General features: G+C 72.0%; 8 protein-coding genes. 3 read left to right on the forward strand and 5 right to left on the reverse strand.

What is annotated here, in order from left to right:
* Positions 1-38 precede the first annotated feature (38 nt).
* Positions 39-1,085, forward strand: a complete 1,047-nt coding sequence (locus QRY02_RS16490; RefSeq protein ID WP_285992405.1) for a LacI family DNA-binding transcriptional regulator — start codon at positions 39-41, stop codon at positions 1,083-1,085.
* On the opposite strand, the gene QRY02_RS16495 is transcribed toward QRY02_RS16490, so the two are convergent.
* Positions 1,028-3,934 carry a glycoside hydrolase family 3 C-terminal domain-containing protein gene (locus QRY02_RS16495; RefSeq protein WP_285992406.1) on the reverse strand — a complete coding sequence of 969 codons (2,907 nt, stop codon included), beginning with the start codon at positions 3,932-3,934 and terminating at the stop codon, positions 1,028-1,030. The genes QRY02_RS16490 and QRY02_RS16495 overlap by 58 nt on opposite strands.
* Positions 3,931-5,637: a discoidin domain-containing protein gene (locus QRY02_RS16500; protein WP_285992407.1), complete on the reverse strand. Its 1,707-nt coding sequence runs from the start codon at positions 5,635-5,637 to the stop codon at positions 3,931-3,933. Before QRY02_RS16500 ends, QRY02_RS16495 begins: the two co-directional genes overlap by 4 nt.
* A gap of 477 nt (positions 5,638-6,114) precedes the next feature.
* Between QRY02_RS16500 and QRY02_RS16505 the strand changes: the two genes are divergently transcribed.
* The gene (locus tag QRY02_RS16505; protein WP_285992408.1) at positions 6,115-8,328 is read left to right on the forward strand and encodes a discoidin domain-containing protein; all 2,214 of its coding nucleotides are present in this window, start codon (positions 6,115-6,117) and stop codon (positions 8,326-8,328) included.
* Here QRY02_RS16505 and QRY02_RS16510 read toward each other — a convergent pair.
* Both QRY02_RS16510 and QRY02_RS16515 read right to left on the reverse strand, forming a co-directional pair.
* Positions 8,230-9,765: an FAD-dependent monooxygenase gene (locus QRY02_RS16510; RefSeq protein WP_285992409.1), complete on the reverse strand. Its 1,536-nt coding sequence runs from the start codon at positions 9,763-9,765 to the stop codon at positions 8,230-8,232. The two genes, QRY02_RS16505 and QRY02_RS16510, sit on opposite strands and share 99 nt — an antisense overlap.
* A complete protein-coding gene (locus QRY02_RS16515; RefSeq protein WP_285992410.1) occupies positions 9,762-10,724 on the reverse strand; it encodes an MBL fold metallo-hydrolase in 963 nt (320 codons plus the stop codon). The genes QRY02_RS16510 and QRY02_RS16515 overlap by 4 nt, the downstream gene beginning before the upstream one ends.
* A 94-nt stretch (positions 10,725-10,818) precedes the next feature.
* Between QRY02_RS16515 and QRY02_RS16520 the strand changes: the two genes are divergently transcribed.
* The gene (locus tag QRY02_RS16520) at positions 10,819-11,349 is read left to right on the forward strand and encodes a MarR family winged helix-turn-helix transcriptional regulator (protein WP_285992411.1); all 531 of its coding nucleotides are present in this window, start codon (positions 10,819-10,821) and stop codon (positions 11,347-11,349) included.
* A gap of 20 nt (positions 11,350-11,369) precedes the next feature.
* On the opposite strand, the gene QRY02_RS16525 is transcribed toward QRY02_RS16520, so the two are convergent.
* A complete protein-coding gene (locus QRY02_RS16525; RefSeq protein WP_285992412.1) occupies positions 11,370-11,981 on the reverse strand; it encodes a GTP cyclohydrolase II in 612 nt (203 codons plus the stop codon).
* Positions 11,982-12,068: the final 87 nt, after the last annotated feature.

The following is a 12,068-nucleotide window of genomic DNA, read 5'->3' on the forward strand; positions in this document are numbered from 1 at the left end:
CACCACGGAGCTTTCCACCCGCCCGATCGGGAGGACGGATGCGCGTCACGATCGCCGAAGTCGCCCGCCGCGCGCGGGTGAGCAAGACGACCGTTTCGCGGGTGCTCAACAACAAGGCCGACGTGGACGCGGCGACCGCGATCCGGGTGCGCGAAGTGATCGCCGCGACCGGGTACATCCCCAGCGCCGGCGCGGTCGGGCTGGCCCGCGGGGTGACGCGCACGGTCGGGATGCTGGTGCCGGGACTGACCTGGCCGTGGATGGGCGAAGTGCTGCAGGGCGTCGCCGACGTCGTGGAGTCGAAGGGCTACGGGCTGCTGCTGTCCACCGCCAACCGCGGCGCCGACTCCCTCGGCGAGTTCTCGCGGCAGGTGTCGGCGAAGGCGTTCGACGGACTCCTGCTGGTGGAACCGCCGGACGCGGTGCGGCACCTGCGCGTGCTGCACGACTCCGGGCTGCCGGTGGTGGTGATCGACGACCGCGGCCGCCGTCCGTCGTTCCCGTCGGTGGGCACGGACAACCGGCAGGGCGGCGCGTCCGCGGCGCACCACCTCCTCGACATCGGCCGCACCCGGCTGGCCACGGTGACCGGCCCGCGCGACTTCGGCTGCACCGCCGACCGCCTCAACGGTTTCAACGAGGTCGTCCTCGACGCCGGCCTGACCCTCGACCCGCGGTTGATCATCGAAGGCGACTTCACGAGCGAAAGCGGCGAAGCGGCGATCCTCCAGCTCCTCGAAACGGGCCCGGCGTTCGACGCGGTCTTCGCGCACAACGACCTGACGGCGGCGGGCGTGCTGGCCGGCCTGCGCAAGTCGGGCCGCGCGGTGCCGGGGGACGTCGCCGTGGTCGGCTTCGACGACATCCCCCTGGCCGCGCACACCCAGCCGCCGCTCACCACGATCCGCCAGCCGCTGCGGCAGATGGGCGAGACGGCGGCCGGGCTGCTGCTGGACCGCCTGGCCGGCGTGCCGTCCCCGGACACCCCGCTGATCGTCCCGACCGCGCTGGTGATCCGCGAGTCGACTCAGGAGACGGTCAGCGTCGCCGACAGCGGCACGTTGCGCGAGGAATCACCGAGGTAGACGCGGTACTGGCCGGCGTTCGCCGTCCACGAGCCCGTCCAGTGCGCGAGGTCCCGCGGGGTGAGCGGGAACGACACCTGAGCGCTCTGCCCGGGGTTCAGCTGCACCTTCTTGAACCCCTTGAGCTGCTTGGGCGGCTCGCCGTTCCCGGCCGGCTGGCCGACGTACAGCTGGACGACGTCGGCGCCCGCGCGGGTGCCGGTGTTGGTCACCGTGGCCGTCACGGTCGCGGTGCCGCCCGTGCCCTGTGGCGTGACGACCAGGTTCGAGAACCCGAACGTCGTGTACGACAGGCCGAAGCCGAACGGGAACAGCGGGTCGAGGTTCCGGCTGTCGTACCAGCGGTAGCCGACGTTGAGTCCTTCGGAGTACTCGATCCGGTCGTTCGCGCCCGGGAACTGCTGGACGTTCGCCGTCGGCAGGTCGGCGAGCTGCTTCGGGAAGCTGATCGGCAGCTTGCCCGACGGGTTGACGTCGCCGTAGAGCAGCGACGCGAGCGCGTTGCCGTTCTCCTGCCCCGGGTACCAGCCTTCGATCACCGCCGCGACCTTGCCCAGCCACGGCATGGTCACCGCCGACCCCGTGTTGAGCACGACGACCGTGCGCGGGTTGGCCGAGGCCACGGCGTCGATCAGCTCGTTCTGCTGGTTCTGCAGGTCGATCGTGTCGAGGTCCTGGGTCTCGGATTCGCCGTAGCTGCCGAACACGATGGCGACGTCCGCGGTGCGAGCGGCCGCCACCGCACCCGGGATGTCCGGCGTCTGCACGTGCTCGCCCGCACCATCCACATAGGACACCGCGACACCGGACCCGGCGCGCGCCTTGATGCCGTCGATCGGGTTCACCGACGCCGGCGACGGGTTCACCTTGGCACTGCCGCCGCCGATGTTCTGCGGGTCGATGGCGTCGCCGCCGGAAAGCGCGATCGACTTGACCGACGAACCCAGCGGCAGCACGCCGGTGTTCTTCAGCAGCACCGACCCGGCCGCGGCGACGTCCCGCGCGGTGGCGACGTTGGCCGCGTTGGTCACCACGGAAGCGGGCGTGCCGCGCCGAGCCCGGTCGAAGAGGCCGAACCGGAACATCTGGGTCAGCACCCGCCGGACCATGTCGTCGACGCGGGCCTGCGTCACTTCGCCGCGGGAGACGGCGTCGAGCAGGCCCTGACCGAAGAACGCGCCGCCGGGCATCTCCATGTCGAGCCCGCCGTTGGCCAGCTGCCGCGGGCCGCCGGTCGCCGAGCCCCAGTCCGAGCCGACGAAGCCGCCCCAGTTCGCGTCCTGCTTGATCGCCGTGGTGAGCACGCCGCTGTTCTGGCACGCCGGGACGCCGTTGATCTGGTTGTAGGCGCACATCATCGACGCGACCTGGCCCTGGCTCGCCACCTGCTGGAACGCCGGCAGGTACAGCTCGTGCAGTGTCCGGTCGTCGATGATGACGTTGTCCGACGGTGTCCCGCGCGACGCCCCGGCCTCGACGTTGTACGCCGCCGCGTGCTTGGCCTGCGCCAGCACGCCCTGGCTCTGGATGCCCTGGACCGTCGCGGTCCCGGCCGCGCCGGCGAGGTACGGGTCCTCGCTGTAGGTCTCGAAGTTGCGGCCCCAGCGCGGGTCGCGGACCAGGTTGATCGTCGGGCCGAGGGCGATGTCGACGCCCTTGCCGGCGAACTCGGCGCCCATGGCGCTGCCGTACCGGTTCACCAGCGCGGTGTCCCAGGTCGCGGCGGCCGACACCGGCGCCGGGAACTGGGTGACGCCGTCGAGCCCGTCACCGACCCCGGCCGGGCCGTCCTGCAGGCCGAGGGCCGGGATGCACAGCTCCGGCACCGCGTCGGTGTTGCCGATGTACGGGCCGGTCGCGCCGTTGCCGTGCAGCACCTTCACCTTCTGCTGGGCGGTCATCACCGCCATCAGCTGGTTCACCCGGTCGGCGACCGGCGCTGTCGAGCCCACCCACGGGCAACCGGTCGTCGGCGGTGCGCTGTCGCTGGTGTGCACCGCGAACTCCCACAGCGAGACGCCCCAGGGGGTGGCTCGTGCGGTGGCGTTCACCCGGACGTACCGCGCCCTGCCGGAGACCGCGGGGTGTTCGGTGCCGCCCGCCCCGGTCACGGTCGCCGCCGTCGTCCAGGACGTCCCGTCGGTGGACAGCTGGACCGTGTACGCGCTCGCGTAGGCCGTTTCCCAGGTCAGGTCGACGCCGCAGACCGCCCGCGCGCCGCCGAGGTCGACCTGGATCCACTGCGGGTCGGCGGCCAGGCTCGACCAGCGGGTCCCGCCGTCACCGTCGACCGCCGCGCTCGCGGGGAACGCCTCCGATTGGACGCTCGACGCGGTCGCGGGTTGCCGCAGCGCGGCGTTCGCACTGCCGCACGCCTGGGCCGAGCCGTCACCGAAGACCTGGAACTCCCACAGCGACACCCCCCACTGGGTCGCCCGCCGCGTGGTGGTCAGCCGGACGTACCGGCCGCTGCCCGACACAGGCAGCGTCTGGGTGCCGCCCGTGCCGGTCGTGGTCGAATACACGGTGGACCACTGACCGGCGTCGGCCGAGGCCTGGATCGTGAACGCCGTGGCGTACGCCGCCTCCCACTGGAGCACGACCTGGTTCAGGGTGCGCACCGAGCCGAGGTCGACCTGCAGCGTCTGCGGATCGGCGGCGAGGCTGGACCAGCGCGTGCCCGGATCACCGTCGACCGCCGCGCTCGCGGGGACGGCGGCGTTTTCGGTGGAGGACGCAGTCACGGCGTGCCCCTGGGAGAGCAGCGCCGGAGCCGCCTCGGCGGTGACCGGCGGGACGGCGAGCAGCCCCGCGACGGCTACCGCACCGAGGGCGAGCCGGCGCCTCACTGGTACACCCGCACGTAGTCGATCACCATGTCCTGCGGGAGCACGGTCCCCGCTCCCGGCGGGCCGGGGAAGTCGCCACCGATGGCGTTGTTGAGGATCAGGAAGAACGGGTGGTCGTAGACCCACGGCCCGCGCGTGCTCTCCACCGTGTCGCGGTTGATCGTCTCGAACGCGGTGCCGTCGACGGAGAAGGTCATGTGGTTGGCGTCCCAGTCGAGACCGAACTTGTGGAACCCGGCGGAGACGTCCTGGCCGAGGTCCAGGGGCGCGCCGATGCCGCCCGCGCCGTTGTAGGCCGGGGCGTGGATGGTCGAGTAGGCCAGGTTCGGCGACTTGCCGACGTGCTCCATGATGTCGATCTCGCCGCAGTTGGGCCACGGCGTGCCGCTGAAGAAGTTGGCGCCCAGCAACCAGAACGCGGGCCACAGTCCCTGCGTGCCGGACACCTTGATGTTCGCCTCGACGTGGCCGTAGGTGAAGCTGAACTTGCCCGCGGTGTTGATCCGGCCGGAGGTGTACTGGCAGGTGCCGCTGCCGCTGATCGGGTCGACCGGGCACGCACTGCCCGGCGTGGCTTCGCGCCGGACCTGGATGACGAGGTTGCCGCGGCCGTCCTGCTTGGCGTTGTTGTTGTTCGTGTAGTACTCGAGCTCGTTGTTGACGCCGGGGCCGGTCTCGGCGGTCCACTTGCTCGCGTCCGGGCCCGTGCCCGCGGCGCCGTTGAACTCGTCGCTCCAGACCAGGGTGCCCGGGAAGTGCGGGGCCGGCGGCGCGGGCGGCGGCGTCGTCGGGTTGCCGCCGGTGCCGTAGACGTCGAAGCCCCACAGCGAGTAGCCGTACCCGTTCGAGCGGGCGGTGCCGTACATCCGGACGTACCGGCCGGAGCCGTTGACGGTCAGCGTCTCCTTGAAGCCCTTGCCCGTCGTGGTCGAGTAGAGCGTCGTCCAGTTCGCGTTGTCGTTCGAGACTTGGATCTGGTACGCGACGGCGTAGGCCGGGTCCCACTGCAGGACGACCTGGTGGATCGCCGCGGGCGCGCCGAGGTCGACGGTGAGCCAGCCCGGGTCGACCCAGCCGGTGGTCGCGCTGGTCGCCCAGCGCGTGGCCGGGTCGTGGTCGAACGCCTTCGCCGGCAGGCAGCCGGGGCACGCGCCGTCGTCCTGGGAGGAGGACGCGGTGCCGGGTTTGCCGTAGGACAGCAGGACGTCGCCGGGCTGGGTCGTGCCGCCCCCGCCGTAGACCTGGAATTCCCACAGCGAATAGCCGTACTGCGTGGCGCGCTGGGTGCCGGTGAGCCGGACGTACCGGCCGCTGCCGGTGACGTTCAGGGTCTGGCTGCCGCCGGTCGCGGTGGTGGTCGAATACAGGGACGTCCAGGTGGCGCCGTCGGCGGAGGCCTGGACCGTGAACGCCTTGGCGTAGGCGGCTTCCCAGCTCAGCACGACCTGGGACAGCTGCTGGGTCGAGCCGAGGTCGACCTGGAGGTACTGCGGGTCGCTGAACCCGCTGGACCACCGGGTACCGGGGTCGCCGTCGACGGCGGCGGACGCCGGGAACGCGGCGGACTCGGTCGAGGACGCCGTCACCGGACGGCCTTGGGAAAGCAGGACGGGCGCGGCCTGCGCCACCGGTGCGGTGAGCAGGGCGGCCAGGGTCAGGGCGAGGACGGCGAGAACCCGGATCCTCGGCATGCGGCGTTGCATGGGCACCTCCACGGCGAACCGGCGCCGGGGCGGCCTTGCCCCGGCGCGGATCGGCTCACGTGGTCTTCGGTGCGGGTGTGGGTCCCGCCCGTCGGCACGCTCTTAGTTCAAGATATAAATAAAGGATCGTAAAATGTCAACGACGCTGCGCCGGACGGTCGCGGACCGGCCCGCGGACTGGTCCGGCCGAGGAGAATCCGCGCCGGGTCCTTGACTCCGCCGAACCCCACGCTGTTAACTGCGAGCTCACCGACGGAACCGGTTCCGTGACCGCCACCCGGGCCAGTTCCGCCGCGGCACACACCCTTCGGGCTGACTGGTTCGCGCTCCTCGCACCACCCGGTACCGCTCCTCCGGCTCACGGCGCCGGGCGGGTGTCCCGGGGCGTGAACCCGCCGCACCACCCGACGCCGGCGCGAGCTGTGGGGCTCGCCCGGCCCGTTTCGCCCGTCCTCCCCCCGAGCAGCAGGCAGGCCGATGAGATCAACGACGTTCTCCCCCGTACACCGCCTCCTCGTCATCGCCACCACCTTCGTCACCGCGGTCACCACCGCGGCGGTGGTCGGCTCCGCACCGGCCCAGGCCGCCGCGTGCGGCACCACGAACCTCGCGCAGGGCCGCCCCGCGACCGCGTCGTCCACCGAGAACGGCGGGACACCCGCGTCCGCCGCGGTCGACGGCAACACCGGCACGCGCTGGTCCAGCGCGTTCGGCGACCCGCAGTGGCTGCAGGTCGACCTGGGCTCCGCGCAGCAGCTCTGCGACGTGGTGCTCAGCTGGGAAGCCGCCTACGCCAAAGCGTTCAGCGTCCAGCTCTCCGCCGACGCGAGCAGCTGGACCACGGCGTACTCGACCACCACCGGCGCCGGCGGCACGCAGACCGTGCCCCTCACCGGCACCGCGCGGTACCTCCGGATCACCGGCACCCAGCGCGCCACGCAGTACGGCTATTCGCTGTGGGAGGTCGCCGCCCACGGCACCGGCGGCGGGACGACCATCCCGCCGACCGACCCGCGCAACCCGGGCTTCGGGCCGAACGTGTCGGTGTTCGACCCCTCGACCCCGGCCGCGACGATCCAGAACCGGCTGACGCAGATCGCGGACCAGCAGCACACCAACCAGTTCGGCACCGAGCGCTACGCCGTGCTGTTCAAGCCCGGCAGCTACAACGCCGACGTCAACCTCGGCTTCTACGAGCAGGTGGCGGGCCTCGGGCTCTCCCCCGACGACGTCAACCTCGACGGCCACGTCCGCGTCGAAGCGGATTGGCTGCAGCAAGGCGACAACCCGGCCAACAAGGGCAACGCGACGCAGAACTTCTGGCGGTCGGCCGAAAACCTCTCGGTGACCTTGCCCGCGGGCCAGGTCGAACGCTGGGCCGTCGCGCAGGCCGCGCCCTACCGCCGGATGCACCTGCGGGGCAGCCAGATCCAGCTGTGGAACGGCGGTGACGGCTGGGCCAGCGGCGGCCTGATCGCCGACAGCAAGATCGACGGAGTCGCCGTTTCCGGTTCGCAGCAGCAGTTCCTCACCCGCAACAGCGAGCTCGGCGGCTGGCAGGGCGGCGTCTGGAACATGGTGTTCGTCGGCTCGACCGGCACGCCGCCGGCGTCGTTCCCGAACCCGCCGGAGACGGTCGTCGGCCAGACCCCGGTGATCCGCGAGAAGCCGTTCCTCTACGTCGACGGCTCGGGCAGCTACAACGTCTTCGTCCCGGCGCTGCGGCAGAACTCGTCCGGCACCAGCTGGGGCCACGGCGCGCCCGCCGGACAGGCGATCTCGCTCAGCGAGTTCTACGTCGCGCATCCGTCGGACTCGGCGGCAACGCTCAACGCGGCCCTGGCCGCGGGCAAGAACCTGCTCGTGACGCCGGGCGTCTACCACCTCGACCAGGCGCTGAACGTCACGCGTCCGGACACCGTGGTGCTCGGCCTCGGTCTCGCGACGCTGACACCGACGAACGGCAACGCCGCGATCACGACGTCCGACGTGGACGGCGTGAAGATCGCCGGGCTGCTGATCGACGCGGGCGCGGTGAACTCGCCGGTGCTCGTGCAGGTCGGCCAGCCCGGCTCGAACGCCGGCCACGCGGCCGACCCGACGTCGCTGCACGACGTGTTCTTCCGGATCGGCGGCGCGGCCGTCGGGAAGGCCACGCAGACCCTCGTGGTCAATTCGAGCAACGTCATCGGCGATCACATGTGGCTCTGGCGCGGCGACCACTCGTACGGCGTCGGGTGGAACGTCAACACCGCGGCGAACGGTCTCGTCGTCAACGGCGCGAACGTGACGATGTACGGCCTGTTCGTCGAGCACTACCAGCAGTACGAGGTGCTCTGGAACGGCAACGGCGGGCGGACGTACTTCTTCCAGAACGAAATGCCGTACGACCCGCCGGACCAGGCGTCCTGGTCCAGCGGCGGCGGCCGGCAGGGCTGGGCGGCGTACAAGGTGGCCGACTCGGTGACCAGCCACGAAGGCTGGGGCCTGGGCAGCTACTGCTTCTTCAACACGAATCCGTCCATGGTGGCCAGTCACTCGTTCGAAGTGCCGAACAACAGCGGCGTCCGGTTCCACAACCTGGTGTCGGTGTCACTCGGCGGTGTGGGCACGATCGCCCACGTCATCAACGACACGGGTGACGCCGCGAACACCGGGCACCAGGTGAGCCCGCTCGTCTCCTACCCGTAACACCGCGGCGACGTACGCGTCCGGGCGGACCAGCCAGGCTTCGCCCGGACGCGCACCCAGCACCCCGCCCACCGGGATCGCCACCGACCGCAGCCCCGGCACCCGCACCCCGGGCGTCGTCAGGGCGAGGAACCCCGGCCGGGCCAGGTCGCGCAACCGTCCACTCGCGACGGTGACGTCCGGGAGCAGCACGCCCGGTCCCGGCGGCGGCAACGCACCCCGGGGCGGCCGTCCCGCGCACGGCCGTTCCGGATCCGGTGTGGTCAGCGGCGAGTCCGCGTACCAGAACGGTTCGGCCAGCCGGCCCGAGTCGACCTGCTCGCAGGCGGCCGCGTCGTGCGCCGCCCGCGTGAGGACGTCGAGCCGGCGACGGCGCCGCTCGTCGTCCTGGGGCACCAGGAAGTCCATCGTCGCGGTGGTGACGGCCGCGTTCTCCACCGCCGCCGCGTGCCGCTCGGTGTGGTAGCTCTCCAGCAGCTCCTCCCCCGCGTCGCCGCGCAGGACGGCCGCCAGCTTCCAGGCCGCGTTCTCCGCGTCGGCCACGCCGGAGTTGAGCCCGCGCGCCCCGAACGGCGCGACGAGGTGCGCGCAGTCCCCGGCCAGCAGCACGCGGCCGGCGCGCATGCGGTCGACGAGCCGCGTGTGGAAGCGGTACACCGAGCGCCAGATCACCTCGTAGCGCCGGTCGCCGATGATCGCGCGGATCCGGTGGTCGAGGGCCCCGCCCGACTCTTCGGCGGCGAGGTCGTAGTCCTCGGGGACCTGCCAGTCGATGCGGAATTCCGAGCCCGGGCACGGGTGGATGAGCACCTGACGGCCCGGGTTCCACGGCGGGTCGAACCAGAACCGCCGTTCGGCCGCCCAGCCCGGCAGGTCCGCGCGGATGTCGCAGATCAGGAACAGGTCGCGGAACGACACCCCGCCGAGGTGCTGCCCGAGCGCCCGGCGCACCGCGTCGCCGTGGGCCCCGGTGCAGGCGATCGCGTAGTCGGCCTCGATCCGGCGCGGCCCGGCTTTCGTCTCGCACCGGATTTCGACGCAGCCCGGCTGGGTCAGGCCGGTGACGCGGTGACCGCGGCGGACGTCGATCAGCGGCTGCCGCGCGATCAGCTCGTCCAGGACCGCCTCGACGCGGGCCTGCGACAGGTTGACGAACGGCGGGAGCGCGGAGCCGGCGTCCGGCAGCCGGTGGGAGAACAGCTCCCGGTCGCGGTGGAAGGTCCGCGCGGTCGTCCAGGTGAGGCCCTCCTCGGCGAGGCACCCGGCGCCGAGCCACGCCCAGACGTCCAAGGTGTCCCGCTGGTGGCAGATGGCCTTGGAACCCACGGGATCGCGCCCCTCGTGCTCGTCGACGAGCACGACCGGCACGCCCCGGCGCGCGAGCAGCAGCGCGGCCGTCTGGCCGACCGGGCCGCTGCCGAGGACGGCGACCGTCATCCTTGGAGCTGGTCCCAGACTTCGCGGTCGCGTTCGGCCGTCCACACCACCGGCCGCTCGATGCCGGACAGCTCGTCCCACAGCCGCGAGACGTCGAAAGGCAGGCAGTGTTCGAAAATCGGCCAGTGCCCGTACTGGTCGTTCAAGGCCGCGTGCGTGCGCTCGAAGGCCTCCTTGAGCGTGCCACCGGCGTCGCGGACGGCGCCGACCTCGCGGAGCATCGTGTCCAGGAAGTGCCGCGTCTGCGCGATGGCGGCGCCGACCGCATCGGCCCCGCGGCTCACGCCGCCGCGGCCGCCGATCAGGGTCTCGGCCCCGAAGGCGGCCACCCGGTCCAAAGTGGACGACGCCCACTCGCGGTGGAAGGCGTCGCCGGTGTAGAGCGCGGCTTCCGCTTCCACGAGGTCGCCGGCGTAGAGGATCTTCTGCCGCGGCAGCCAGGCGACGATGTCGCCTTCGGTGTGGCCGCGCCCGCAGTACTGCAGGACGAGGTCGCCGCGGTCGCCGCCGAGGTCGATCGTGAGCCGGTCGGAGAAGGTCAGCGTCGGCCAAGTCAGCCCGGGCACCGACTCCGCGCCCTTCGCCAGCCGTGGCATCCGGCCGAACTCGCTCTCCCAGTCCTCCTTGCCGCGCTCGGCGACCAGGGCACGGGTGTTCTCGTGCGCGACGATCACGTCGGCGTCGAAGGCGGACGCGCCCAGCACGCGCACGGCGTGGTAGTGGCTCAGCACCAGGTACCGCACGGGTTTGTCCGTGTGCTCCCGCAGTTTCGCGAGCCAGTCGGCGGCCGCGACGGGCGTGGCCAGTGCCTCGAAGCAGACGAGGAAGTCCTCGCCTTCGATCGCGCCGATGTTCGGGTCGCCCTCGGCGGTCAGCGCCCAGACCCCGTCCGCCAGGTTCTCGAGGGTCTGCGCCTTCTCCGCCAGGTCGGCCGAAGACGCGAAGGCTTTCTTCGTCACGGCGAGCGCTCCTTGATCGTCAAAGGATTGACTATCAAGTCAGGCTAGCCCGCCGTACCGCCGTGCGGAACCCTCCTTCCCTTAACCTGGCCGCATGACCGACCGACCGGCCGACCTCGACTACCTCTCGTTCGTCGACTACGCGATCGGGAAGACGCAGGCCGAGCTGCCCGCGACCGACCCGGTGGCGATGCGCCTCGGCCTCACGCTGCACCGGCTGGCCGGCGCCCTCGTCTACGACTGGGAGTCGACGGTCCACCGCCCGCGCGGCTGGAGCTGGGCCGGCTTCCGGGTGCTGTTCGTCCTCTGGCTGGCCGGCCCGCTGGAGTCCCGCCACGTGGCCCGGCTCGCCGGGATGAGCCGCGCGGCGGTGTCGGCGCTGGTCAAGACCCTGGAGCGGGACGGCCTGGCGACCCGCACCGCGGTCCCCCACGACCGCCGGGCGGTGCAGCTGGCGCTCACCGAAGCGGGCCACACCGCGGTGACCGACGCCTACCAGGAGCACAACGAGCGCGAGCAGGCCTGGGTGGCGTCACTGACCCCGTCGGAACGGGCCACCCTGATCGGCCTCCTGGAGAAGCTCACCACGAGCCCCGCGGCCGCGGCGGCCCAGCGCCTGACCTGAGGCGACCCTCCGGGTCCGCGTCAGCTGGCCAGGCCGGGGAGGCTGAGCGTGTGCCCGGTCTGCTCGGCCTTCGCGCGCAGGTACCGGACGTTGTTCTCGGTCGCGAACACCCCCGTCGGGACCCGGTCGCGCACCGCGATCCCGGCCGCCCGCAGCTGCTCCGCCTTGTCCGGGTTGTTCGACAGCAGGTCGACCCGGTCCACCCCGAGCGCACCGAGCATCTGCGCGGCGACCGTGTAGTCGCGGGCGTCCTCGGGCAGGCCGAGCGCGGCGTTCGCGGCGTAGGTGTCGAGGCCGCCGTCCTGCAGGGCGTACGCGTCGAGCTTGTTGTACAGCCCGATGCCCCGGCCCTCCTGGCGCAGGTACAGCAGGAACCCGCCCGTCTCGGCGATCCGCGCGACCGCCTCGGCCAGCTGCGGGCCGCAGTCGCAGCGCGCCGACCCGAAGACGTCGCCGGTCAGGCATTCCGAGTGCGGCCGCACCAGCGGCACCTCACCGGGCGTGCCCAGGACGAACGCCAGGTGCTCACCGCCATCGGCCAGGCCGCGGAAGGTGACGGCTTCGGCGTCCACCGCGACGCCGCCGTCGAGCCGCAGCGGGATCCGCACCCGCGTCCGCACCTCGGCCGTCATGCCCTCACCCCTGGAATCACCCACAAGATCGACCCTACACGAGGTTCAAATTCGAACTTCCCGGGAAAACGAGTGGCGGCCGGGTCG

Origin of the sequence: Amycolatopsis sp. DG1A-15b (assembly GCF_030285645.1) — a bacterium.
GTDB lineage: Bacteria > Actinomycetota > Actinomycetes > Mycobacteriales > Pseudonocardiaceae > Amycolatopsis.

Excerpts from the sequence above, each read along its gene's own strand:
- QRY02_RS16490 (WP_285992405.1), top strand. The coding sequence starts at position 39 with ATGCGCGTCACGATCGCCGAAGTCGCCCGCCGCGCGCGGGTGAGCAAG.
- QRY02_RS16500 (WP_285992407.1), bottom strand. The coding sequence starts at position 5,637 with ATGCAACGCCGCATGCCGAGGATCCGGGTTCTCGCCGTCCTCGCCCTG.
- QRY02_RS16505 (WP_285992408.1), top strand. The coding sequence starts at position 6,115 with ATGAGATCAACGACGTTCTCCCCCGTACACCGCCTCCTCGTCATCGCC.
- QRY02_RS16510 (WP_285992409.1), bottom strand. The coding sequence starts at position 9,765 with ATGACGGTCGCCGTCCTCGGCAGCGGCCCGGTCGGCCAGACGGCCGCG.
- QRY02_RS16520 (WP_285992411.1), top strand. The coding sequence starts at position 10,819 with ATGACCGACCGACCGGCCGACCTCGACTACCTCTCGTTCGTCGACTAC.
- QRY02_RS16525 (WP_285992412.1), bottom strand. The coding sequence starts at position 11,981 with ATGACGGCCGAGGTGCGGACGCGGGTGCGGATCCCGCTGCGGCTCGAC.